The 23,350-nt window shown below is 71.2% G+C and carries 22 protein-coding genes; 8 read left to right on the top strand and 14 right to left on the bottom strand.

Features of this window, described 5'->3' with window-relative positions; genetic code table 11:
* From N5I75_RS10800 to N5I75_RS10775, 6 genes are all read right to left on the bottom strand, one after another.
* Positions 1-508: ABC transporter permease subunit (locus N5I75_RS10800; RefSeq protein ID WP_476676485.1), on the bottom strand; the 508-nt coding region annotated here is incomplete at its 3' end.
* Positions 505-2,067: a multiple monosaccharide ABC transporter ATP-binding protein gene (gene mmsA, locus N5I75_RS10795; RefSeq protein ID WP_476676484.1), complete on the bottom strand. Its 1,563-nt coding sequence runs from the start codon at positions 2,065-2,067 to the stop codon at positions 505-507. The genes N5I75_RS10800 and mmsA, both read right to left, overlap by 4 nt.
* Before the next feature lie 37 nt (positions 2,068-2,104).
* Positions 2,105-3,220: a multiple monosaccharide ABC transporter substrate-binding protein gene (gene chvE / locus N5I75_RS10790; RefSeq protein WP_476676483.1), complete on the bottom strand. Its 1,116-nt coding sequence runs from the start codon at positions 3,218-3,220 to the stop codon at positions 2,105-2,107.
* A gap of 143 nt (positions 3,221-3,363) precedes the next feature.
* Positions 3,364-4,320, bottom strand: a complete 957-nt coding sequence (locus tag N5I75_RS10785; RefSeq protein WP_476676482.1) for a hypothetical protein — start codon at positions 4,318-4,320, stop codon at positions 3,364-3,366.
* Positions 4,321-4,375: 55 nt separating this feature from the next.
* Complete coding sequence (locus N5I75_RS10780) at positions 4,376-5,383, bottom strand: zinc-dependent alcohol dehydrogenase (protein ID WP_476676481.1); 1,008 nt, start codon at positions 5,381-5,383, stop codon at positions 4,376-4,378.
* Positions 5,384-5,400: 17 nt separating this feature from the next.
* Entirely contained in the window at positions 5,401-6,558 is a 1,158-nt protein-coding gene (locus N5I75_RS10775; protein ID WP_476676480.1) for a mandelate racemase/muconate lactonizing enzyme family protein, read from the bottom strand.
* Positions 6,559-6,770: 212 nt separating this feature from the next.
* Between N5I75_RS10775 and N5I75_RS10770 the strand changes: the two genes are divergently transcribed.
* On the top strand, positions 6,771-7,487 hold the full coding sequence (locus N5I75_RS10770) for an SCO2400 family protein (protein ID WP_476676479.1): 717 nt from the start codon (positions 6,771-6,773) through the stop codon (positions 7,485-7,487).
* Between the two features lie 235 nt (positions 7,488-7,722).
* Here the strand turns inward: N5I75_RS10770 and N5I75_RS10765 are convergent, their stop codons facing one another.
* Positions 7,723-8,181, bottom strand: a complete 459-nt coding sequence (locus tag N5I75_RS10765; RefSeq protein ID WP_476676478.1) for a MarR family winged helix-turn-helix transcriptional regulator — start codon at positions 8,179-8,181, stop codon at positions 7,723-7,725.
* A 115-nt stretch (positions 8,182-8,296) separates the two neighbouring features.
* Here N5I75_RS10765 and N5I75_RS10760 point away from each other — a divergent pair, with 115 nt between their 5' ends.
* From N5I75_RS10760 to N5I75_RS10740, 5 genes are all read left to right on the top strand, one after another.
* Entirely contained in the window at positions 8,297-9,322 is a 1,026-nt protein-coding gene (locus N5I75_RS10760) for an NADP-dependent oxidoreductase (RefSeq protein WP_476676477.1), read from the top strand.
* 97 nt (positions 9,323-9,419) lie between these two features.
* Positions 9,420-9,842 (top strand): organic hydroperoxide resistance protein, encoded by a 423-nt coding sequence (locus tag N5I75_RS10755; protein ID WP_476676476.1) that lies wholly within the window; start codon positions 9,420-9,422, stop codon positions 9,840-9,842.
* 40 nt (positions 9,843-9,882) lie between these two features.
* Positions 9,883-10,803 (top strand): EI24 domain-containing protein, encoded by a 921-nt coding sequence (locus N5I75_RS10750; RefSeq protein WP_476676475.1) that lies wholly within the window; start codon positions 9,883-9,885, stop codon positions 10,801-10,803.
* Positions 10,800-11,153: a YrdB family protein gene (locus N5I75_RS10745; RefSeq protein WP_476676474.1), complete on the top strand. Its 354-nt coding sequence runs from the start codon at positions 10,800-10,802 to the stop codon at positions 11,151-11,153. The genes N5I75_RS10750 and N5I75_RS10745 overlap by 4 nt, the downstream gene beginning before the upstream one ends.
* 214 nt (positions 11,154-11,367) lie before the next feature.
* Positions 11,368-13,821: a beta-glucosidase gene (locus N5I75_RS10740; RefSeq protein ID WP_476676473.1), complete on the top strand. Its 2,454-nt coding sequence runs from the start codon at positions 11,368-11,370 to the stop codon at positions 13,819-13,821.
* A gap of 94 nt (positions 13,822-13,915) precedes the next feature.
* Here the strand turns inward: N5I75_RS10740 and N5I75_RS10735 are convergent, their stop codons facing one another.
* Both N5I75_RS10735 and N5I75_RS10730 read right to left on the bottom strand, forming a co-directional pair.
* The gene (locus tag N5I75_RS10735; RefSeq protein WP_476676472.1) at positions 13,916-14,911 is read right to left on the bottom strand and encodes an aldose epimerase family protein; all 996 of its coding nucleotides are present in this window, start codon (positions 14,909-14,911) and stop codon (positions 13,916-13,918) included.
* Between the two features lie 74 nt (positions 14,912-14,985).
* Positions 14,986-15,897: an SGNH/GDSL hydrolase family protein gene (locus tag N5I75_RS10730; protein WP_476676471.1), complete on the bottom strand. Its 912-nt coding sequence runs from the start codon at positions 15,895-15,897 to the stop codon at positions 14,986-14,988.
* A gap of 312 nt (positions 15,898-16,209) precedes the next feature.
* On the opposite strand from N5I75_RS10730, the gene N5I75_RS10725 reads away from it, so the two are divergent.
* Positions 16,210-16,704 (top strand): DUF3145 domain-containing protein, encoded by a 495-nt coding sequence (locus tag N5I75_RS10725; protein ID WP_394434442.1) that lies wholly within the window; start codon positions 16,210-16,212, stop codon positions 16,702-16,704.
* Between the two features lie 166 nt (positions 16,705-16,870).
* Here the strand turns inward: N5I75_RS10725 and N5I75_RS10720 are convergent, their stop codons facing one another.
* The 5 genes from N5I75_RS10720 to fasR form a co-directional block, all read right to left on the bottom strand.
* Positions 16,871-18,142 (bottom strand): beta-ketoacyl-[acyl-carrier-protein] synthase family protein, encoded by a 1,272-nt coding sequence (locus tag N5I75_RS10720; protein ID WP_476676470.1) that lies wholly within the window; start codon positions 18,140-18,142, stop codon positions 16,871-16,873.
* 88 nt (positions 18,143-18,230) lie between these two features.
* Complete coding sequence (locus tag N5I75_RS10715; protein WP_190139683.1) at positions 18,231-18,482, bottom strand: acyl carrier protein; 252 nt, start codon at positions 18,480-18,482, stop codon at positions 18,231-18,233.
* 97 nt (positions 18,483-18,579) lie between these two features.
* The gene (locus N5I75_RS10710; protein WP_476676469.1) at positions 18,580-19,611 is read right to left on the bottom strand and encodes a beta-ketoacyl-ACP synthase 3; all 1,032 of its coding nucleotides are present in this window, start codon (positions 19,609-19,611) and stop codon (positions 18,580-18,582) included.
* An 18-nt stretch (positions 19,612-19,629) separates the two neighbouring features.
* Entirely contained in the window at positions 19,630-20,559 is a 930-nt protein-coding gene (locus N5I75_RS10705; RefSeq protein ID WP_476676468.1) for an ACP S-malonyltransferase, read from the bottom strand.
* An 89-nt stretch (positions 20,560-20,648) separates the two neighbouring features.
* The gene (fasR, locus tag N5I75_RS10700) at positions 20,649-21,788 is read right to left on the bottom strand and encodes a fatty acid biosynthesis transcriptional regulator FasR (RefSeq protein ID WP_394438319.1); all 1,140 of its coding nucleotides are present in this window, start codon (positions 21,786-21,788) and stop codon (positions 20,649-20,651) included.
* Positions 21,789-22,526: 738 nt separating this feature from the next.
* Here fasR and N5I75_RS10695 point away from each other — a divergent pair.
* Positions 22,527-23,219 (top strand): pirin family protein, encoded by a 693-nt coding sequence (locus tag N5I75_RS10695; protein ID WP_476676467.1) that lies wholly within the window; start codon positions 22,527-22,529, stop codon positions 23,217-23,219.
* Positions 23,220-23,350: the final 131 nt, after the last annotated feature.

Below are 23,350 nucleotides of genomic sequence, written 5' to 3'. Positions count from 1 at the left end.
CCTTCAGCAGGATCTCCGTGAGGCCGCGCCACACCAGCATGCCCGCGAGCGTCACGATGAAGGACGGTATGCCGCCGTAGGCGATCAGCCAGCCCTGTATGCAGCCGGCGGCGCCGCCCATCGCGAGGCAGATGACCGCAGCGAGGGGCCAGGGCATGTCGTGGCTGACCATGAGGACGGCGGCCGTCGAGCCGACGAAGGCGGTCAGGGATCCTACGGACAGGTCGATGTGGCCCGCGATGATGACCAGCATCATGCCGATCGCGAGGATCAGGATGTAGCTGTTCTGCAGCACCAGGTTGGAGACGTTGCGCGGCAGGATCAGGTCGCCGTTGGTCCAGATGGCGAAGACGACCACGAGGAGGCCGAGCGCGAGCAGCATGCCGTACTGGCGCATGTTGCGGCGCATCCCGTCGAGCACGAGACGCAGCAGCCCGCCCTCGCCGGCGGCTCCGTCCTTGCCCGGCGGCGCGGGGGCCGGGGACTTGTCCATCACGTCCGTGCTCATCGCGTTACCTCTTCTGTCCCGTTCTTGTCCTTGGTCATCAGGCGCATCAGGGACTCCTGCGTCGCCTCCGCGCGGGTGACCTCACCGGTCAGCCGGCCCGCGCTCATCGTGTAGATGCGGTCGCACATGCCGAGCAGTTCGGGCAGTTCGGAGGAGATGAATACCACCGCCTTGCCCTCGGCCGCGAGCTTGTCGATGACCGTGTAGATCTCGTACTTGGCGCCCACGTCGATCCCGCGGGTCGGCTCGTCGAGGATGAGCACCTCGGGGCCCGCGAAGATCCACTTGCTGAGGACGACCTTCTGCTGGTTGCCGCCCGACAGCTTCCCCACGGGTTCGAAGACCGTCGGGGCCTTGATGTTCATCGACTTGCGGTACTCCTCGGCGACCTGCCGCTCCCCGTGCTCGTCGACCACGCCGCGCTTGGCGACCTTGCCGAGCGCCGCGAGGGAGATGTTGCGGTTGATGGTGTCGAGGAGGTTGAGGCCGTAGTGCTTGCGGTCCTCGGTCGCGTAGGCGATGCCGTGCTGGACGGCCTCCGCGACCGACTTCGTACGGATCTCCTTGCCGTCCTTGAGTACGGTCCCTGCCGCGTACCGGCCGTAGGTCCGCCCGAAGACGTTCATCGCGAGTTCGGTGCGGCCCGCGCCCATGAGCCCGGCGATGCCGACGATCTCCCCACGCCGTACGTGCAGCGAGACGTCGTCGACGACCTTGCGTTCGCGGTCCAGGGGGTGGTGCACGGTCCAGTTGCGGATCTCCAGGGCCGGTGCCGCGCCCTCCTCGGCGTGGTGCGGGGTGCGCTCGGGGAAGCGGTGCTCCAGGTCGCGGCCGACCATCCCGGAGATGATGCGGTCCTCGGTGGTCTCCGGGGCGTGCACGTCGAGGGTCTCGATGGTGCGGCCGTCGCGCAGGATCGTCACCGAGTCGGCGACGCGGCGGATCTCGTTCAGCTTGTGGGAGATGATGATCGAGGTGATGCCCTGATCCTTCAGCTCCAGGATCAGATCGAGGAGCTTGCCGGAGTCCTCGTCGTTGAGCGACGCGGTCGGCTCGTCCAGGATCAGCAGCTTCACGTCCTTGGCGAGCGCCTTGGCGATCTCCACGAGCTGCTGCTTGCCGACACCGATGTCGCTGATCTTGGTGTTGGGGTTCTCGGCCAGGCCCACCCGGCGCAGCTGCCGGGTGGCGTGCATCAGGGTCTCCCGCCAGTCGATGAAGCCGCGCGTGGCGTGCTCGTTGCCGAGGAACATGTTCTCGGCGATCGACAGGTAGGGGACGAGCGCCAGCTCCTGGTGGATGATGACGATGCCCCGCTTCTCGGACGCGTTGATGTCCTTGAACTGGCAGGGCTGCCCCTCGAAGAGGATGTCCCCCTCGTAGCTTCCGTGCGGATGGAGGCCGGAGAGGACCTTCATCAGAGTGGACTTGCCGGCGCCGTTCTCCCCGCAGATGGCGTGGACCTCGCCCTGACGTACCGTCAGGTTGACGTCCGAGAGCGCTTTCACACCGGGAAAGGTCTTGACGATCGAGCGCATTTCCAGGACGGGTCCCGCCATGGTCGTGCCCTTCAGCTAGTGGTTCGGACAGAGACTCTTACTGGCCCAAGTCGGACTTGGAGTAGTAGCCGCTGTCGACGAGCTCCTTCTCGTAGTTGTCCTTGGTGACCAGGACCGGCTTCAGGAGGTACGACGGGACGACCTTCGCGCCGTTGTCGTAGGTCTTGGTGTCGTTCACGGCGGGCTTCTTGTCGTGCAGCACGTCGTCGACCATGGTCACCGCGACCTTGGCGAGCTGGCGGGTGTCCTTGTAGACGGTCGAGTACTGCTGGTCGTCGATGATCGACTTCACCGAGGCGACCTCGGCGTCCTGGCCGGAGACGGCGGGCAGCGGCTTGGACTTGGAGCCGTAACCGTCGGACTTCAGCGCCGACAGGATGCCGATGGAGATGCCGTCGTACGGGGAGAGCACCGCGTCCACGCGGGTGCTGCCCTTGTACGTCGAGGTCAGGATGTCGTCCATGCGCTTCTGGGCGGTGGCGCCGTCCCAGCGCAGGGTGGTGACCTGGTTGAGCTTGGTCTGGCCGGACTTGACGACGAGCTGCTTCTTGTCGATGTAGGGCTGGAGCACGCTCATCGCGCCGTTGAAGAAGTACTTGGTGTTGTTGTCGTCGTTGGAGCCGGCGAACAGCTCGACGTTGAAGGGGCCCTTCTTGCCGCTCTTGAGGCCGAGCTTGTCGACGAGGGAGCCGGCCTGCAGCTCGCCGACCTTCTCGTTGTCGAACGTCGCGTAGTAGCTGACGTCCTTGGTGTCGAGGATGAGCCGGTCGTAGGCGATGACCGGGATGTCGGCGTCGGCGGCCTGCTGGAGCACCGAGCTGAGCGACTTGTTGTCGATCGCGGCGACGATCAGCGCGGAGACGCCCTGCGTGATCATGTTCTCGATCTGCGAGACCTGCTGGTCCGGGTCGTCCTCGCCGAAGACGAGCTGGGTCTTGTAGCCCTTGTCCTTCAGGGACTTCACGACGTTGTTGCCGTCGGCGATCCAGCGCTCGGAGGACTTCGTCGGCATCGCGATGCCGACCGTGGAGCCCTCGGCGCTCTTCTTGCCCTCGTCCGAGCCGCCCTCGCTGTCCTGGCCGCAGGCGGTCAGGGTGAGCGCGAGGGAGACGGTCGCGGCTATCGCGGCTGCAGCGGTGCGGCGGTTTCGCATGGTCATCATCCTTGATGTGTGGAGTGCGGGGCCCGGTCGGAAGGTGCGAAGTCCCGGATGGAGTGCGGGGGTTGACCGAGAACCGAAGTGCGTTGGATTGTGCGCGGCTCTGTCGTGTTCTGTGAAGTTGCGCGGCCAGAACGTTATTGGGCCGTGCTGAAGCGCCGCAGTGTCCCCGGCAGCCGGGAGCCGAGCGGCGACATCCCGCCGCCCGCGCCGTGCCGCGCGAGCAGGTCGAGGGCGAGCCGGCCCCGGCGCACCCGCTCGCGGGCGGTGTCGAGCGTGACGTCCCGCAGATGGGTGCCGTACGGATAGATGGCGGGCGCCTTGGCCAGCCCGAACTTCAGGTACAACGGGGCTCCGCGGCGCACCAGTTCGGCGATCTCGTACATCCGGATGTAGCCGCCGAGGTCGTCGGGCGCCTCTACGTACATGTCCATCGGCGCCGCCGAGAGCCGCCGGATCTCGGTGAGGTGCGCGAGCGTCAGGTCGGACGGCACGTTCAGCGAGTCGGCGCCGAGCCGCTCGTACACGGCGTACGAGGCCGGGTTCACGGGGCCGATGAGCGCGGAGACCTTGAGCGTGGTGTCGGCGGGGATGACGCCCTGGTCGCGGGCCCGGTGCAGCGTCCACAGCACGCCCTCGTCAGCGACGAGCAGGCACTTCACGCCCAGCTCCGTGGCCCGTACGGCGTCCTCGACGCAGCCGGCGACGGCGTCGTGGCCGCGCGCCCGCAGCCCCGCGCCGCGCGAGTCGGTGCGCACGGAGGCGCCGGTGTCCCAGGTGCCGCGCGGCCCGGTGAACAGGCACAGCTCGATGTCGCGCTCGGCGGTCGCCTCGACCATCTCCACGATCTCGGTGTCCCGCAGCATCCAGACGCCGCTGCCCTGGCTGATCCGGTGGATGGGGACGTCGAGCCGCGAGGCTTCCTTCAGTACGACGCCGACGGCCTCCGGGCCCTCGACGGAGGGGATCTCCACGCGCCACGTCCCGCCGTCCGGGAACGCGTGCGGGGAGGCGTCCGCCGGGTCGGGCGCGGGAGCGCCGAGCCCGAGGGCGGAGAGGGCGGGTTCGCCGGGGCGGCGGGGTGAGTCGGTCACGCTCGTCCTTAGGTCTTGTCCGAAATCTTGGCGAGTGAGCGGGGCGGGGCGGGCCCTAGGGCCGCAGCAGCACCTTCCCGACCTTGGGATCACCGGACCCGACCCACTCGATGGCCTCGGCGAACCGCTCCAGGGCCACCTCGTGCGTCACCAGCGGCAGCGGATCGAGCAGCCCCGCCCCGAACGCGCGCACCGCGTGCGCCCAGGCGTCGGGCGCGGCCCCGAACACGGTCCGCACCTCCAGCTGGCGCACGACCAGATCCGTGGGGTCGAGCCCGTCGGCGCCCGCCGCCGGGATGCCGGTGAGGACCAGGCGCCCGCCGCGCCGGAGCAGCGAGGCGGCGGTCCGGGCGGCCGAGGCGGAGCCCGCGGTCTCGATCACGACATCGATGTCGGAGGGGAGGGGTCCGGTCCGCAGCCGGAAGTCCGTCGCCCCGAACCGCCGCGACAGGGCCTCCCGGTCGTCCCGCGAGCCGACGACGAGCAGCTCGGCCGGGGAGTGCGCGGCGAGGAACTGCACGGCGAACATCCCGAGCGTGCCCGTGCCGACCACCGCGACCCGCTGACCCGGTTGCGCCTCGGCCTTGAGCGCGGCGGCGGCGATGCACGCGGCCGGTTCGAGCAGCGCGGCGCCGCTCAGGTCCGCGTCGTCGGGCAGGACGTGCAGGAGCCGGGCGGGCAGGACAAGGGTGGCGGCCATCGCCCCGGCCTGCGTGAAGCCCGTCTCCTCGTACCCGGCGGTGCACAGCGTCGTCTCGCCCGCGTGGCACCGGTCGCACACCTGGCAGTTCCGGAAGCCCTCGCCGACGACCTTGCGGCCGACGAGCTGGTCCGGCACCCCGGCGCCGACGGCGTCCACGGTCCCGGACCACTCGTGACCCGGGGTGAGCGGGTAACGCACGTACCCCTCGGGCCGGTTGCCCTGGTAGACCTCGCGGTCGCTGCCGCAGATCCCCACCGCGTGCACCCGCACGCGCGCCTCGCCCGGACCGGGCGGCGCGGGCTCGTGCGGCACGACCCGGTGCGCGCCGGGCCCGTCGACGACGACGGCGGAACCGCTCACAGGGGCCCCTTCGCCGCTCACTGGGTCCCCTTCGGCGCGCGCTTCTCCCAGCCCTCGGCCCACAGGTCGAAGCGGGCCTGCTGCTGCGGGAACTCGGCGGCGGCGTCCACGTCCAGCTCCACGCCGAGGCCTGGCTCGTGCGACAGCTCGAAGTACCCGTCCACGACCTGCGGCGCGCCCTTGACGACCTTCTTGATCTCGGCGTCCGCGAAGTCGTTGAAGTGCTCCAGGATCTTGAAGTTGGGGGTGGTGAAGCCGACCTGGAGCGAGGCGGCCGTCAGCACCGGGCCGCCGACGTTGTGCGGGGCGACCAGCATGTAGTGGGTCTCTGCGGTGGCGGCGAGCTTGCGGGTCTCCCAGATGCCGCCGATGTGGCCGACGTCGGGCTGGATGATGTCGACGGCCTGGCTCTCGAACAGCTCGCGGAACTCGATCCGGTCGTGGATCCGCTCACCGGTCGCGACCGGCATGTCCACCTTCGCGGCGACCTTCTCCAGCGCCTTGAGGTTCTCCGGCGGCACCGGCTCCTCCAGCCAGGCGGGCTTGAAGGGGGCGAGGTCGCGCGCGAGCCGGACGGCCGTCGCGGGGGAGAACCGGCCGTGCATCTCCAGCATCAGCTCGGCGTCGGGCCCGATCGCGTCCCGCACGGCCTCGATCAACGAGACGGCGTACAGCGACTGCTCGTGGTCCAGCTCGAAGTGCCCGGTGCCGAACGGGTCGATCTTCAGCGCCTTGTACCCGCGCTCCATCACCGCCTGTGCGGCCTTGTGGTACGCCTCCGGGGTCCGCTCGGTGGTGTACCAGCCGTTGGCGTACGCCTTCACCTTGTCGGTGACCTTGCCGCCGAGGAGCTGCCAGACCGGGACGCCGAGCGCCTTGCCCTTGATGTCCCAGCAGGCCATCTCGACCACGGCGATACCGGACATGACGATCTCGCCGGCCCGCCCGTAGTCGCCGTACTTCATGCGCCGTACGAGGTCCTCGACGGCGAACGGGTCGGACCCCACAATGTGGTTGGCCAGCGCCTCGTTCAAGTAGCCGATGAGCGCGTCGGTGTGGCCGAGCATGCGGGTCTCGCCGACGCCGGTGATCCCCTCGTCGGTGTGCACCTGGACGTAGGTCAGGTTCCGCCAGGGCGTCCCGACCACATGCGTGCTGATTCCCGTGATGCGCAAGGCGATTGCCCCCTGTGCCGAGTTGTTGCCGTTCGATATTTCGTCACTCGTTCGAAATGCTGGCGTGACAGTAAAGACGGCTGTGCAGGGGTGTCAATGGTCTGCGCAGAGGTTCGCCGCGCTTCACGGCGGTGCGCGGCGCTCCGTTTCGCACAGAAGTTTCACAGCACCGACTTCTCCGTCACCTGCCGGGCGCCTAGCCTCCTTACGTCATGGACTACTGCCACCCGTGCCGCAGGCACCTCAACGGAGCCCTCGCCTGCCCGGGGTGCGGCACCCCCGCCGATGCCGTGCGCGCCTACGCGGAAGCGCTCGCCGCCGAGGAGGGGGCGGAGGAATCGGCGCCGGTGGAGGACGGTCCACCCGCCGGGCCGCGCAGCAGACGCCGCCCGCGTACGCGGGCGGCGCACCGCAGACGGCGCAGACGCATCCTGCTGATCACGGCGGGCATCGCGCTCGCGGCGGGCGGGCTCAGCCTCGCGGAACTCGGCATGGAGTCCTCGGGCGGGGGCGACGCGCAGGCGGCGCCGGACACGTCCGGCATGGAGGCGGACGGCTCGTCGTCGGCGGACGGGACCCCGCCCGCCGACGCGGCGGCACCGGCCTCCGCCGCCTCTCCCGGCGCGTCCGGGGCCCCGAGCGCGACGGGGACGGCCACGGCGACCGCCTCGGCGTCCGGTTCCCCGTCCGGGTCCGTGGCAGCGTCCGCCTCGCCGAACGTGAAGGAGAGCGGCGGCTCGGCGTCGGAGCAGGGGGACGAGGCGGACGGCACGCCCGGCAACTCGCCCTCGGACAGCGCGGGTTCACCCGCCGACACCCCGTCCGGCGCGCCCTCGACCAGCGCGGATCCGCGCCCGACCTCGGCGTCCCCGACGCCCGAACCGACGCCGACGAAGGAGTGCGACCGCTTTCTGTGGTGGTGCACCTAGGGCCTGTCGTCAAATTCCCGTCGTCGCCCGGAGGGCGGCCCCGCGGCGTCTGGTGCGTGCTCTCGGCGTGCCGGGTGCAAGGCCTCGTACTGGACGTACTTGGCCTTGTGCCCGGTGCGGCGAGTGGGGGTCCCCCCCGGCCGAAGGCTGGGGGAGCGTGCCAGGCGTCGCGGGGCAGACGGGAATTTGACGACACTTCCTAGGGGACCCAGCCCGTTCTGGAAGTCCCGGAGCCTCAGTCGGAGGCGGGCGGCTGCTCCGCCCCGATCATCGTCCTCAGCATGTCCCGCAGCGCGAGCCGCTGGTCCCGGTCGAGCCGGGCCAGCGGCTCCCGTGCGAAATCGAGCGACTCCCGCAGGCTCCGCGCCACCCGCGCGCCCTCCTCGGTGGGCGCGGCCACCTTCACGCGCCGGTCGCCGGGCGACGGGCGCCGCTCCACCAGCTCCCGCGTCTCGAGGCGGTCCACGATCCCGGTGATGTTCGACGGCTCGCACTTCAGGCGGTGCGCGATCTGCCGCATCGGAAGAGGTTCGAGCGCCAGCAGACTGAGCACCCGTGCCTGTGCCCCGGTCAGCCCGTGCCGGGCGGCCGCGTCCTCGTACTCCTGGTGGTAGCGCGCGACGACGGCGCCGATCAGCTCCACCACCTCAAGGGTGAGCGGATCGGCGGAACGGTGCGGACGGGTGGCGGTCATGGGTCCAGGGTACCCAGTTGCTTGACATAGTGAAATATTCAGAAGCATGGTTGTTTCATGTGCTGAAGTAGTTTTTCCGATGCACGCGAACCGCTAGCCACGTAAGGATCACCGCATGTCCGCCGACACCCCCCAGATCCCCGCCACCGGCCGCGAATGGGTCCTGCTCAGCCGCCCCGTCGGCTGGCCCGAGCCGAGCGACTTCGAGCTGCGCGAGGCCCCCGTCTCCGAGCCCGGGGCCGGCCAGGTCCTCGTCAAGAACCTCTACGTCTCCGTCGACCCGTACATGCGCGGCCGCATGAGCGCCGCGAAGTCGTACGTGGCCCCGTACGAGCTGGGCAAGCCCATGCAGGCCGGTGCCGTCGGCGAGGTCATCGCCTCCAACGACGAGGGCGTCTCGGTCGGCGACCACGTGCTGCACTTCTTCGGCTGGCGCGAGTACGCGACCTTCGACGCCAAGCAGGCCGTGAAGGTCGACCCGGACGCCGCGCCGCTGTCCACGTACCTCGGTGTGCTCGGCATGACGGGCCTGACGGCGTACGCGGGGCTGCTGCGCACCCTCTCCTTCAAGGAGGGCGACAGTGTCTTCGTCTCCGGTGCCGCGGGCGCGGTCGGCGGCCAGGTCGGCCAGATCGCCAAGCTCAAGGGCGCCTCGCGCGTCATCGGCTCGGCCGGCTCCGACGAGAAGGTCAAGCTGCTCCTCGACGAGTACGGCTTCGACGCCGCGTTCAACTACAAGTCGGGCAACGTCCACGAGCTGCTGAAGGAGGCGGCCCCGGACGGCATCGACACGTACTTCGACAACGTCGGCGGCGACCACCTGGAGGCCGCCATCGCCCGCCTCAACCGCGACGGCCGCATCGCCATCTGCGGCGCGATCTCCGTCTACAACAACACCGAGCCGGCCCCGGGCCCGCGCAACCTCTCGCGCCTCATCCAGACCCGCGGCCGCATCGAGGGCTTCCTCGTCGGCGACCACTACGACCTGCAGCCGCAGTTCGTGCAGGAGGTCGGCGCCTGGGTCCGCTCGGGCGAGCTGAAGTACCGCGAGACGGTCGTCGAGGGCATCGAGAACAACCTGGAGGCGTTCCTCGGCGTCCTGCGCGGCGACAACACCGGAAAGATGGTCGTGAAGCTCTGACCTCCGGCGCGGGTCCAGTTTTCGTCATCCGCTAGCCTGTTTCCGTCCTGCGGATCTAAAACTCCGCTAGCCGGAAACGAATGAGGGAGTACGAGCCATGGCCATCACGCAGTCCGACGTCGTCTACACCGCCGTAGCCACCGCCGAGAACGGCCGCGACGGCCGCGTCTCGACGGACGACGGCAAGCTCGACGTCGTCGTCAACCCGCCCAAGGAACAGGGCGGTTCCGGCGCCGGCACCAACCCGGAGCAGCTCTTCGCCGCCGGGTACAGCGCCTGCTTCCAGGGCGCCCTCGCCGTCGTCGCCCGCCAGGAGGGCATCGACATCACCGGCTCGACCGTCACCGCGAAGGTCGGCATCGGCAAGAACGACGACGGCTTCGGCCTCATCGTCGACATCTCGGCCGCCATCCCGAACGCGGACGCGGCCACCGCCCAGTCGCTCGTCGAGAAGGCCCACCAGGTGTGCCCGTACTCCAAGGCGACCCGCGGCAACATCACGGTCACGCTCTCGGTCTGACCTTCCTCGTGGCCGGGGCCCGTCCCGTAAGGTTTGCGCCATGCGTGATCTCGGGGCGGGCTTCGGCTATTTGTTGAAAGGGCAGCGCTGGGTTGCCCGGCACGGCAAGAAGTACGGCTGGAGCCTGCTGCCCGGCCTCATCACCCTCGTCCTGTACGCGGCGGCGCTGGTCTGCCTCGCCGTCTGGGGCCAGGACTTCGTCGGCTGGTCGACACCGTTCGCGGACGACTGGTCGTCCCCCTGGCGCGGCGTCTTCCGCGGCCTGCTGACGGCCGTCCTCTTCGCCCTGGCCCTGCTCCTCGCCGTGCTGACCTTCACCGCGGTCACGCTCCTGATCGGCCAGCCGTTCTACGAGTCCCTCTCCGAGCAGGTCGACCTCGCCGAGGGCGGCCACGCCCCGGAGTCCGGGCTCCCGCTCTGGCGCGAACTGTGGATCTCCGCCCGCGACAGCCTCCGCGTCCTCGTCCGCGCCGCCCTGTGGGGCATCCTGCTCTTCGCGCTCGGCTTCCTCCCCTTCGTCGGCCAGACGGTCATCCCGGTCCTCGGCTTCCTCGTCACGGGCTTCTTCCTCACCGAGGAGCTGACGGGGGTCGCGCTGCAGCGCCGGGGCGTCGAGCTCCGGGAGCGGCTGGCGTTGCTGCGCTCCAGGAAGGGGCTCGCGTGGGGGTTCGGGGCGCCGCTCGCGGTGGCGTTCCTGGTGCCGGTGGTGGCGGTGTTCCTGATGCCGGGGGCGGTCGCCGGAGCCACCTTGATGGCGCGTGACCTCCGGGGCGAGCCCGCGCAGGCCCCCGACGACGGCTCCGACGACGGCTCCGACGCCGACGGGCCGCTTCCGGTGGCGGGCGGCGGCGACGCGGCCTCCGGCACCGGCCCGGCGTCCGGCACCGGCGCGGCGTTCGACACCGGCCCGGCGTCCGGTACCGGCCCGGCGGACGAGACCCCGCGCGGGGCGACCGCATGAAGATCGTCAACGCCGCCGTCCTCTTCGCCGTGGAGCTCGTGGCCCTGGGTGCCGTCGGCGCCTACGGCTTCACCCGCGACGTGGCCGCGCCGCTCGCCTGGCTCTACGGGGTCCTCGGCCTCGCGGTGATGATCACGGCGTGGGCCCTGTTCGGCTCGCCGAAGGCCCGGTACGGGGTGCGCGGGGCGGGGCGGGTCGTCTTCGAGACGGTGTGGTTCGGGGCGGGCGTCGCGGCGCTGGCGCTCTCCGGTGCGTACGTCTGGGCGGCCGTGTTCGCGGCGGTGTGCGCGGTCAGCAAGGCGCTGGCCGTGCGGTGGCTGCAGTATCCGGGGGCGCGGGCTCAGTTCTGAGGTGCGGGGCCGGTTGCGCCGAGCAGCCGCTCCAGGGCGGCTCCCAGGATCCCGGCCCGCCGCTCCTCGCCGCGGTGTCCGGGTGCAGGATGGAAAGCGCTCAGGCACAGGTACAGGCACGTACGCACTACGCCACGTACGCACTACGCCACGTACGCACCACGCCACGTACGCGATGCGCGCGCTGGCCGCGATCTCGATGAGGAGGGCCGGCATGGCCACCCAGGCAGACGGTTTCACCGGTGACGACAAGGCGGCCGAGGCGCGCGAGGCGGTGGTCGAGGCCGCGCTCGGCAAGCTCGGCCTCGACGCCAAGGCGCTGCTGCTCGCCGGGCAGGACATGTGGTCGCTGCCCGCGCTCCCCGAGATCGGCCTCGCCTCCCTGGTCATGTCGGACGGCCCGATCGGCGTGCGCGGCGTGCGCTGGACCGCCGACGACCCGTCGATCGCCCTGCCGTCCCCGACCGCGCTCGCCGCCACCTGGGACCCCGCGCTCGCCCGCCGGGCAGGCGCGCTGCTCGCGCAGGAGGCCCGCCGCAAGGGCGTCCACGTCCTGCTCGCCCCGACCGTCAACCTGCACCGTTCACCGCTCGGCGGCCGGCACTTCGAGGCGTACAGCGAGGACCCGCTGCTCACCGGCGCCATCGGGACCGGCTACGTACAGGGCGTCCAGTCCGGCGGTGTCGGCACCACGGTCAAGCACTTCGTCGCCAACGACGCCGAGACCGACCGCTTCACCGTCGACAACCGCGTCTCCATGCGCGCCCTGCGCGAGCTGTACCTGGCGCCCTTCGAGACGATCGTCGCGGGCGCCCGCCCGTGGGGCATCATGACCGCCTACAACACGGTCAACGGCACGACGATGACCGAGCACCGCCACCTCGTGAACGAGGTCCTGCGCGGCGCATGGTCCTTCGACGGCTTCAACGTCTCCGACTGGATGGCCGCCCGCTCCACCACCGGCGCCCTCAAGGGCGGCCTCGACGTCGCCATGCCGGGCCCGCAGACCGTGTACGGGCCCGCGCTCGCCGCCGCCGTACGCGCGGGGGAGGCCGAGGAGTCCGAGGTCGACGACGCCGTGCGGCGCGTGCTCCGCCTCGCCGCCCGCGTCGGCGCCCTCGACGGCGCCGAACCGGCCGTGACCGAAGTGCCGGGGGAGATCGACGGCGTCGCTCTGGCCCGGGAACTCGCCCGCCGCGCCTTCGTCCTCGTACGCAATACGAACGATGTCCTGCCGCTGCGCCGCGACGCGAAGATCGCGCTCATCGGCGCCGCAGCGCGCGACGCCCGCGTCCTCGGCGGCGGCTCCGCCACCGTCTTCCCCGACCACATCGTCTCCCCGCTCGGCGGCCTCGGCGCCGCGGTGGACTCCCTCACCTACACCGTCGGCGCCGACCCGAGCGACGAACTCGCCGCCGCCGACAAGGGGTTCGAGCTGCGCGCCGTCTGCCGCGACGCCGACGGCACCGTCATCGGCGAGGGCTCGCTGCCCAGCGGCCAGCTCCAGTGGATGGGCGACGACCTGCCCGCGGGCGTCACCCACGAGGCGCTGCACAGCATCGAGATCAAGGGCACGTTCACCCCGCGCGTCAGCGGCGACCACGCCTTCGGCACCCGCGGCCTCGGCGCGTTCACCCTCACCGTCGACGGCACCGTCCTCTACGACGGCGTCCAGGCCATGGGCGACGAGACCGACCCCTTCGAGGCGTTCTTCGGCGCCCCCCTTGAGCGCGGCAAGGTCGCGCTCACCGAGGGCGAGCCGGTCGAGGTGTCGCTGCTGCACCCGCTCGACAAGTCCTTCGCCATGCCGCTGCCCGCCGTGATCTTCAGCCTCACCCACCTCGAACCCCGGCGCGACGCGGACGCCCTGATCGCGGAGGCGGTCGAGGCCGCGCGGGACGCCGAGGTCGCCGTCGTCGTGGTCGCCACCACCGAACGCGTCGAGTCCGAGGGCTTCGACCGCGCCGACCTGCGGCTGCCCGGCCGCCAGGACGACCTCGTGCGCGCGGTCGCCGCCGCCAACCCGAACACCGTCGTGGTCGTCAACTCCGGCTCCCCGGTGGAGCTGCCGTGGCGCGAGGACGTGGCGGCTGTCCTGCTGAGCTGGTTCCCCGGCCAGGAGGGCGGCGACGCCCTCGCCGACGTGCTCCTCGGCCTGGAGGAGCCCGGCGGCCGACTCCCCACGACGTGGGGTTCGCTCGACGCCGCCCCGGTCACTCAGGTGCAGCCGACGGACGGCCGACTCGACTACTCCGAGGGCGTCTTCATCGGCTACCGCGCCTGGGACAAGGCGGGCGCCACGCCCTCGTACCCGTTCGGCCACGGCCTCGGCTACACCGACTGGACGTACGAGTCGCTCGACGTCACCGGCACCACGGCCACGGTCCGGGTCCGCAACAGCGGCCCCCGGCCCGGCCGCGAGGTCGTCCAGCTCTACCTGGCCCCGGGCAAGCCCGATCCGAACCGTCCCGCGCGCTGGCTGGTCGGCTTCGCGAGCGTCACGGCCGCCCCCGGCGAGACCGTCGAGGCCGTCGTGGAACTCCCGCGCCGCGCCTTCGAGATCTGGGACGAGGACGCGGACGCGTGGGCCCACCGGACGGGCCGGTACGAGCTGACGGCCGGCCGCTCGCTCACGGACGGCCGCGTGAGCGAGACGATCGTGGCGTAGAACCGGTTCTTGCCGGGGCTGCGTGTCGGGTCGGGCACTGGCTGTGTGCCGGGCCGGACCCGGGCTGTGCGTCAGGCCGGACCCGGGCCGCGCGTCAGGGCCGGACCCCGAACCCGTACACCGTCTGCGACCGGTACACCTCGCCCGGACGCAGCACGGTGGACGGGAAGTCGGGCCGGTTCGGCGAGTCCGGGAAGTGCTGCGTCTCCAGGGCGATGCCGTCGCCGGGCGCGAACGGCAGGCTGTCGTCGAACCCGTCCGAGGTGTAGAGCTGGATGCCCGGCTCGGTCGTCGCGATGGTCAGGACGCGGCCGGACGCGGGGTCGTGCAGCTCCGCGATCTCCTCGGCGGCCCCGGTCACGCCCTTGTCGAGCACGTAGTTGTGGTCGTACCCGGCGCCGACCTTCCGGCTCTCCCGGAAGTCGAACCGCGTGCCGTCGACGTCCTGCGGCGCCCCGGCGGGGATCAGGCCGGCGTCCACGGCGGTCACCTGCCCGGCGGCGATCCGCAGCTCATGGCCGCCGACCGCGGTGCCGGACGCCGCCCCGCCCAGGTTCCAGTAGGTGTGGTTCGTCAGGTTCACGACGGTCGGCGCGTCGGTCACCGCCTCGTACGACAGGCGCAGCACCCCGCCCTCCTCCAGCGCGTACGTCGCCGTGATCTCCAGCCGGCCGGGGAAACCTTCCTCACCGTCGGCGGACACACGTGTGAGCCGCAGCGTGTGCTCCCCGACCGGCTCCGCGTCCCACACTCGCTTGTCGAAACCGAGCTCGCCGCCGTGCAGGGAGTTCGGCCCGTTGTTCTGCGCCAGCTGATGCACCTGCCCGTCCAGCTCGAACCGGCCGCCCGCGATCCGGTTCGCGTACCGGCCGACCAGGGCGCCCAAGTACGGCTCCGGGTGCGCCAGATAGCCGGCCAGATCGTCGAAACCGAGGGAGACGGACGTCCGCGCCCCCTCACGGTCGGGCGCCTCGACCGACTGCAGGATGCCCCCGTACGTCAGGACGCGTACCCGCACCCCGTCCCGTTCCAGGATCCAGCGGTGGACGTCGGTGCCGTCGGGAAGGGCGTCGAAGAGTTCGCTGCGCATGATCGAGACCCTACGCCCTGCCGAACGCCCTGCCGATCCGTCTCATCGCTCATCAGGCGGTGGTCACCGGCGGTTCATTCAGCGGCGGTCACCCCGCGGTACGCGAGCGCCGCGAGCCGCGCCTGCCCGTTCTTGCTGGGGTGGAACCAGTCCCACCGGCTCAACTGGTCCCCGTCGAACCGGTACCCGAAGACCGCGCCACCGTCGGAGCGGCACCGCCGGTCCTTCGCGCACACGTCCTCCAGGACCTTGTTGTACGCCTCCACGCGCTGCTGCACCTCGTCACGCCGGGCCGTCGCCGCGGCGTCCATGGAGTCCGGATCCGCCAGCATCGACGCGCAGATGCCCAGCTTCCACACCTGCTTGCCCAGCGGGTTCGTCCGCCCCTGCGACCAGAGCCGCTTCAGATCCGGCACGCTCAGCACGTACACCTGCGCCTTGGGGGCCGTGCGCCGCAACTGCCGCAGCGACTCCTCGAAGTCGGCCCGGAAGTCGGCCACCGGCGTCATCGCGCCGGCCGTCGGGCGGCACGCGTCGTTCGCGCCGACCATCACCGTCACCAGGCCGGGCCGCTCCGCGCCGGCCCGGTCCATCTGTGCGGGCAGGTCGGCCATCCGCGCCCCGGTCCGCGCGTAGTTCCAACTGTGCGTCGTGGCGCGGCTCTTGCCGAGCAGCCGTACCGCCAAGCTCTTGACCTGCGCGTCCGTGCCCGTGGCCCACGACACCTCCGGGCAGTCGGAGAGCACCGAGCAGGCGTCGAAGCCGCGCGTGATCGAGTCCCCGACCGCGGCGAGGGAGCGCGGGCTCGTGTCCCACGCGGGCGTCGGCGACGGCGACGGCTTCCCGGCGGCCGTGGACCCGCCGGGCCCCGGGGAGTTGCCACCGGTGGCGTCACACGCGGTGAGCGCGGAGACGCCGAGCAGGGTCGCCGACACGGCGGCGACGGCCCTGCGCACGGCCGTCGACCGGTGATCTCGCTTACGCATCCCGTGGCCCCTCCGTCGCTCCCTCGCCGACCGTACGCGGGGCCGGGGTTGCGCCCCGCCGGGTGAAAGGTCGGCGTTTGTACGCCCCGGGACCGACAGTACGACACACTCCTTGGAGCACTGCGCGATAGCCTCGCCCCGGGGTCCCCGGTCGACCCGGTGACACCCCGCTGTACCGGTTCCGCTAAATTACAACACGTCAGATGTGTCCCTTTTTGTCTGGGCTCGTTGGTCCGGGCGAGAAGGGAAGAAGGCTCGGCACGGGCGCGAGGCCGCTGGGGAAGGCGAACCTCGACCCACACTGGAGGTCCGGTGACGACACGTGGAGTTCTGTACGTGCACTCCGCGCCGCGCGCGCTGTGCCCGCACGTCGAATGGGCGGTCGCGGGCGTACTCGGCGCGCGCGTCAGCCTCGACTGGATCAGGCAGCCCGCGGCGCCTGGCACCTGGAGATCCGAGTTCTCCTGGCGCGGCGAGGCGGGCACGGCCGCGAAGCTCGCCTCCGCGCTGCGCGGCTGGCAGCTCCTCCGCTTCGAGGTGACGGCCGAACCCTGTGCCAACGCCGAGGGCGAGCGCTACAGCGCCACCCCCGAACTCGGCATCTTCCACGCCGTCACCGGTATCCACGGCGACATCCTCATCCCCGAGGACCGGCTGCGCGCCGCGCTGGCCCGCTCCATCGACGGCGAGACGAACCTGGAGACCGAGGTCAACAAGCTCCTCGGCAAGCCCTGGGACGACGAACTGGAGCCGTTCCGCTACGCCGGGGAGGGCGCCCCGGTCCGCTGGCTCCACCAGGTGGTCTGAGCCTTTCCCCGGCTGGATGCGCAGCGGGCCCGCCCGGGAATTCCCGGGCGGGCCCACTGCTGCTTCTCAGCAGGTACGCCGTGTGTCTGCTTCTCAGCAAGTATGTCGTGTGTCTGCTTCTCAGCAGGTACGCCGTGTCTCAGCTTCTCGGCAGGTACGACGTGTCTCAGATCGTGCGGAACGCCAGCACCACGTTGTGCCCGCCGAAGCCGAACGAGTCGTTCAGCGCGGCGATGCGGCCCTCGACGGGCAGCTTGCGCGCCTCACCGCGGACGATGTCCGCGGCGGCCTCGGCCTCGGGGTCCAGGTTCTCCACGTTGATCGTCGGCGGAGCCACCCGGTGGTACAGGGCGAGGACGGACGCCACGGTCTCGACGCCACCGGCGCCACCGAGCAGATGCCCGGTCATCGACTTCGTCGCGGAGACGGCGAAGTGGTCGGCGTCGTCACCGAACACATTGCGCAGCGCCTTCAGCTCGGCCACGTCACCGGCGGGGGTCGAGGTGGCGTGCGCGTTCACGTGCACGATCTCGGCCGGGTCCAGGTCGGTGTTCTCCAGCAGGTTGCGCAGGGCCTGCGCGATGCCGCGGCCCTCCGGCTCCGGCTGCACGATGTCGTGGCTGTCGGCGGAGATGCCCTGGCCGACGGCCTCCGCGTAGACGCGGGCACCGCGCGCGGCGGCGTGCTCGGCTGACTCCAGGACGATCACGCCCGCGCCCTCACCGAGGACGAAGCCGTCCCGCGCGGTGTCGTAGGGGCGCGAGGCACCCTGCGGGTCGTCGTTGTTCTTGGACATCGCCATCATGTTGCCGAACGCGGCGATGGGCAGCGGGTGGATGGCCGCCTCGGTGCCACCGCAGACGACGACGTCGGCGCGGCCCGTGCGGATCATCTCGATGCCGTAGCCGATGGCCTCGGCGCCGGACGCGCACGCGGAGACCGGGGTGTGCACGCCCGCCCGGGCGTTCACCGCCAGACCCACGTTGGCGGACGGGCCGTTGGGCATCAGCATCGGCACGGTGTGCGGGGAGACGCGGCGGACGCCCTTCTCCTTCAGCACGTCGTACTGGTCGAGCAGCGTCGTGACGCCGCCGATGCCGGAGGCGATGACCGCGCCGAGCCGCTCGGGCTCGACGGACGTGTCCTCACCGGCCTTGCCGGTGAAGCCCGCGTCGGCCCAGGCCTCCTTGGCGGCGATCAGGGCGAACTGCGCGGACCGGTCCAGCTTGCGGGCCTGCGGGCGAGGGATGACCTCGCTCGGGTCCACGGCGGCGGTGGCCGCGATGCGGACCGCCTGCTCGGCGGCCCACTCCTGCTCCAGGGGCTTGACACCGGAACGTCCGGCGACCAGGCCCTCCCAGGTGGTTGTCGCGTCGCCACCCAGCGGTGAGGTTGCGCCGATACCGGTGACGACCACGGTGCGATTGGTCGAGCTCACAGGAATTCTTTCTCCAACGGATGCGAGGGATTCAGCGGCGCCACCGCCGGGTGGCGGAGCGACTGACCTACGGCCTGATGCTTGTGGCTCAGGCGGCCTGGTGCTCGAGGATGTACTTCGTGGCGTCGCCGACGGTCTTGAGGTTCTTGACGTCGTCGTCCGGGATCTTGACGTCGAAGCGCTCTTCGGCGGCGACGACGACCTCGACCATGGACAGCGAGTCGACGTCCAGGTCATCGGTGAAGGACTTGTCCAGCTGGACGTCCTCAACGGGGATCCCGGCGATCTCGTTCACGATCTCGGCGAGACCGGCGACGATCTCTTCCTGAGTGGCGGCCATTGTGGCGCTCCTTCGGTGTGTATCCAGAGGGTGTGGCGCCCGCCGCGTCAGCGGCAGGTTGACGACCGTCCGGACCAGGTGATCCGGACGGGGATGCCTAGGGGAGGGTAACGACCGTCGCGGCGTACACGAGACCCGCCCCGAAGCCGATGACGAGCGCGGTGTCGCCGCTCTTCGCCTCACCGGTCGCCAGGAGCCGCTCCATCGCGAGCGGAATCGAGGCGGCCGACGTGTTGCCGGTCGTGCGCACGTCGCGGGCGACCGTGACGTGCTCCGGCAGTTTCAGGGTCTTCACCATCGAGTCGATGATCCGCTCGTTGGCCTGGTGCGGAATGAAGACATCCAGGTCGTCCGGGCTGATCCCGGCCGCGTCCAGCGCCTGCTGAGCGACCTTCGCCATCTCGAACACGGCCCAGCGGAAGACCGCCTGGCCCTCCTGCGTGATCGCGGGGAACTTGACCTTGCCCGCGGAGTCCAGCGGCAGCTGGGTGACGTCGCCGCCGTGCAGCTTGTCCCACGACACGGTCTGCTTGATCGTCCCGGCCTTGTCGCCCTCGGAACCCCACACGGTGGGGCCGATCGCGGGCTCCTGGGACGGGCCGACGATCACCGCGCCCGCGCCGTCACCGAACAGGAAGGCCGTCGCGCGGTCCTCGAGGTCGGTCAGGTCCGAGAGCCGCTCCACGCCGATGACCAGCACATAATCGGCGCTGCCCTCGATGATCATGCCCTTGGCCAGGGTCAGTCCGTAGCCGAACCCGGCGCAGCCGGCGGAGATGTCGAACGCCGCCGCCTTCTGCGTGCCCAGCTTGTCCGCGATCTCCGTCGCGATGGCCGGCGTCTGCGCGAAGTGCGAGACGGTCGACACGACCACGGCGCCGATCTGCTCGGGCCGGATGCCCGCGTCGGCGACGGCCTTGCCGGACGCCTCGATGGACATCATCGCGACGGTCTCTTCGTCGTTCGCCCAGTGGCGGGTGGAGATGCCGGAGCGCGAACGGATCCACTCGTCGGACGAGTCGATCTTCTCGAGGATCACCTCGTTCGGCACGACCCGCGTCGGCCGGTAGCCACCGACACCGAGGATGCGCGCGTACGGGGCACCCTTGCTGGGCTTGATCTTCGACATGCTGCTCGGATCTCCTTGTCAGGCCGTGGCTTGAGCGGCTTCGGCTTCGGCGATCAGGGCGCGGGCTGCGTCGAGGTCGTCGGGGGTCTTCAGGGCGAGGGTCTTGACGCCGGGCAGGGCCCGCTTGGCGAGGCCGGTCAGGGTGCCGCCGGGGCAGACCTCGATCAGCGCGCTCACGCCCAGCTCCTTGAACGTCTCCATGCACAGGTCCCAGCGGACCGGGTTCGCGACCTGACCGACCAGGCGCGAGAGCACCTCGCCGCCCGTCGCGACCGTCTTGCCGTCCTTGTTCGAGACGTACGGGACCGTGGGGTCGGCCGGAGCCAGCTCCTTCGCGGCCTCCTCCAGCTTCGCCACCGCGGGGGCCATGTGCCGGGTGTGGAACGCGCCCGCCACCTTCAGCGGCACCACGCGCCGCACGCCCTCGGGCTTGTCCGCCTCGAGCGCGGCCAGCTCCTCGAGCGTGCCGGCGGCCACGATCTGGCCCGCGCCGTTCACGTTCGCCGGGGTCAGGCCCAGCTTCTCCAGGTGCGCCACGGTGGTCTCGGGGTCGCCGCCGAGCAGCGCCGCCATGCCGGTCTCCGTGACCGCCGCGGCCTCGGCCATGGCCAGACCACGACGGCGCACGAGCCGCAGAGCCGCCGCGTCGTCGAGCACGCCCGCGAACGCGGCCGCGGTGATCTCACCGACACTGTGCCCCGCCACCGCGCCGGGCGTGACGTCGCCGAGCGCGGATGCGGACAGCAGCCCGGCCGCGACAAGGAGCGGCTGGGCCACGGCCGTGTCACGGATCGCCTCCGCGTCGGCCTGCGTGCCGTAGTGGGCAAGGTCGAGTCCGATGGCGTCGGACCACGCGGCGATGCGGTCCGACGCGCCGGGGAGGTCGAGCCAGGGAGTCAGGAAGCCGGGCGTCTGAGCGCCTTGGCCGGGAGCGACGAGTACGAGCACTCTCACACTCTCTCTTGAGGACGGGCCAAGCCGCCCGTGGGGACAGGGACGAAGAACAGGAGGGGGAATTGTAGATCCCCGACAAAAGGCTACGACTGGGGATCCGCGTCGGCCAGGCGCCCCAGGATGAGCGCGATGCGCAGCGTGAACGCCGAGCGGACATCCGATGGCGACCACCCGGTGACGTCCGTCACACGTCGGAGCCGGTAGCGGACGGTGTTCGGGTGCACGAAGAGCATCCGGGCCGCACCTTCCAGGCTGCTCGCCTGCTCCAGATAGACGCTGAGCGTCTCGAGAAGAGCCGAGCCGGCTTCCTCCAGCGGTCTGTAGATCTCCTCCACCAACTGCTCCCGCGCGGAGGGGTCTCCGGCGATCGCGCGCTCCGGAAGCAGATCGTCCGCAAGAACCGGACGCGGAGCGTCCTGCCACGCGCCGCACGCCTTGAGCCCGGCGGCCGCCGCCTGGGCCGACCGCGTCGCCGCAAGCAGGTCCGGCACCACGGGCCCCGCGACCACGGCCCCCGCCGCGAACGGCCCGATCAGCGACTTCGCCACCGCCAGCGGATTGTCGCTGCCACCCGCGATCACCACGAGCCGGTCCCCGAGCACCCCGGTCAGCACCTGCAGCTTGGCGTGGCGCGAGGCCCGCCGAATGGCCTCGACAGTCAGCTCACTGTCCCCGTCGGGCGCCGTCCCCAGCACCACGCAGACGTGCTCGGGTGAGTTCCATCCCAGCGCCGCGGCCCGGCTGATCGCGCCCTCGTCGGCCTCCCCGGACAGCACCGCGTTCACCACGAGGGACTCCAGGCGGGCGTCCCACGCGCCCCGCGCCTCCGCCGCCTGCGCGTACACCTGCGCGGTCGCGAACGCGATCTCCCGCGCGTAGACCAGCAGCGCCTCCCGCAGCACGCTCTCGTCGCCCGGCGCGGCCACCTCGTCGATGGCCGACTCCATGACCTCGATCGTCGTCCGCACCATCTCCACGGTCTGACGCAGGGTGATCGCCCGGGTCAGCTCCCGCGGCGCCGTGCCGAAGACGTCCGTCGAGATGGCCTGCGGCGTGTCCGGGTGCCGGAACCACTCGGTGAACGCCGCGATGCCCGCCTGCGCCACGAGCCCGATCCACGACCGGTTCTCCGGCGGCATCGCCCGGTACCAGGACAGCGTCTCGTCCATGCGCGTGATCGCCTGCGCGGCGAGCGCCCCGGATGACTTCTCCAGGCGCTTCAGGGTCGCCGAGTGCGGGTGCGGGTCCGCACGGGGGTTCGGGCGGCGGTCCGCCGGTTCGTTCGCTGAAGTCTGCGCTGATTCCGATTGGGGCACGGGGACAAGACTGCCTTACCGGGAGGGGATGACGGAGTGGCGGGTCTGCGCGGGGGCCCCGGAGGGGCGGAGGTGGGGTGGGGGTGGGGGATGGGCGGGGTGGGGTGCTTGGGGTGGGCGCGGTCGGGTGCTTGGGGTGGGCGCGGTCGGGTGCTTGGGGTGGGCGGGGTCGGGTGTCTGGGCGGGTGGGGCCGGGCCCTGGGGGCGGCTGGAGCTGGGCCGGGCGCCTGTGGCGGGCCGGGGCCGGATGCTCGGAGTGGCGGAGCCGGGGGCTCGGGGTGGCCGAGCTGAGTGCTCGGGTGGCCGAGCCGGATGCTCGGGGTGGCCGAGCCGGGTTCCGAAAGAGTCGGAGCTGGGTGCCTTGGGTGGGCGGAGCTGTGGGGTGGGCCAGCCGGGTGTTCGGGGTGGGGGTGCCCGGGTGTATGGGCGGGCTAGGCGGATGCTGGGGGTGGCGGAGCCGGTGCCTGGGGGCTGGGTTAGCCGGGTGTTTGGGGTGGGGGTGCCCGGGTGTATGGGCGGGCTAGGCGGATGCTGGGGGTGGCGGAGCCGGTGTCTGGGGCGGGGCAAGCCGGATGGTCGGGGTGGCGGAGCTGGATGTCTGGGACGGCTTGAAAGGGCGGCTGCTTGCGGCTACCGACAGCTACCGTGGGACTTGTGATTGATGTCCGCCGCTCCGCCGACCGCTATCCGGGCGGTGAACCCGACGCCGGGATCGAGTCCTTCCACGCCTTCTCGTTCGGCCCGCACTACGACCCGGACAACCTGCGCTTCGGCTCAATCCTCGCCTGCAACGAGGAGCACCTCGCCCCCGGCGCCGGCTTCGCCGAACACCCCCACAGCCACACCGAAATCGTCACCTGGGTCATCTCCGGCGAACTCACTCACCGGGACTCCACCGGCCACGAGTCGGTCGTCCACCCCGGCGACGTCCAGCACCTCAGCTCCGGCGGCGGCGTCCGCCACGTCGAACGCAACGACGGCATCAAGCCCCTCGTCTTCCTCCAGATGTGGCTCGCCCCCCTCTCGCCGGGCGGCGACCCCACCTACGACGTCGTCCACGGCATCGCCGACTCCACCCCCTACGACGTCCCCGCGGCAGGTGCCACCCTCCACATCCGCCGCCTCTCCGACGGCGAACGAACCGAACTCCCCTCCGCGCCCCACGTCTACGTCCACGTCATCCGCGGCGAAGTACGCCTGCACGACACGGACCTCCGACAAGGAGACGCCGTCCGGATCGCGGGAGAGCGGGATGTCGAGATGCTCGCGCTCAGGGGGGCGCATCTGTTGATCTGGGAGATGAGGGACGGGGCCCGTCCGGGGAACAGCCCCGGGTAGGCCATCCCGGGTGGGGCCTTGGGCGGGCAGCTCCGTGCGGGCAGGGTCGGTGCGGCAGGCGCTGCGCCGCACACGGGCGGTCGACGCGTCGCCGGGCTGCCACGGTGGGGACGTGCGGCCGCACGTGTCTC

It is taken from the genome of Streptomyces sp. R818 (assembly GCF_056172735.1).
This window is presented reverse-complemented; position numbering and strand designations above follow the sequence as displayed.

Excerpts from the sequence above, each read along its gene's own strand:
- N5I75_RS10710 (WP_476676469.1), bottom strand. The coding sequence starts at position 19,611 with ATGTCGAAGATCAAGCCCAGCAAGGGTGCCCCGTACGCGCGCATCCTC.
- N5I75_RS10765 (WP_476676478.1), bottom strand. The coding sequence starts at position 8,181 with ATGACCGCCACCCGTCCGCACCGTTCCGCCGATCCGCTCACCCTTGAG.
- N5I75_RS10715 (WP_190139683.1), bottom strand. The coding sequence starts at position 18,482 with ATGGCCGCCACTCAGGAAGAGATCGTCGCCGGTCTCGCCGAGATCGTG.
- N5I75_RS10770 (WP_476676479.1), top strand. The coding sequence starts at position 6,771 with ATGGACTACTGCCACCCGTGCCGCAGGCACCTCAACGGAGCCCTCGCC.
- N5I75_RS10760 (WP_476676477.1), top strand. The coding sequence starts at position 8,297 with ATGTCCGCCGACACCCCCCAGATCCCCGCCACCGGCCGCGAATGGGTC.
- N5I75_RS10745 (WP_476676474.1), top strand. The coding sequence starts at position 10,800 with ATGAAGATCGTCAACGCCGCCGTCCTCTTCGCCGTGGAGCTCGTGGCC.
- N5I75_RS10735 (WP_476676472.1), bottom strand. The coding sequence starts at position 14,911 with ATGCGCAGCGAACTCTTCGACGCCCTTCCCGACGGCACCGACGTCCAC.
- N5I75_RS10750 (WP_476676475.1), top strand. The coding sequence starts at position 9,883 with ATGCGTGATCTCGGGGCGGGCTTCGGCTATTTGTTGAAAGGGCAGCGC.
- N5I75_RS10740 (WP_476676473.1), top strand. The coding sequence starts at position 11,368 with ATGGCCACCCAGGCAGACGGTTTCACCGGTGACGACAAGGCGGCCGAG.
- mmsA (WP_476676484.1), bottom strand. The coding sequence starts at position 2,067 with ATGGCGGGACCCGTCCTGGAAATGCGCTCGATCGTCAAGACCTTTCCC.
- N5I75_RS10755 (WP_476676476.1), top strand. The coding sequence starts at position 9,420 with ATGGCCATCACGCAGTCCGACGTCGTCTACACCGCCGTAGCCACCGCC.
- chvE (WP_476676483.1), bottom strand. The coding sequence starts at position 3,220 with ATGCGAAACCGCCGCACCGCTGCAGCCGCGATAGCCGCGACCGTCTCC.
- N5I75_RS10730 (WP_476676471.1), bottom strand. The coding sequence starts at position 15,897 with ATGCGTAAGCGAGATCACCGGTCGACGGCCGTGCGCAGGGCCGTCGCC.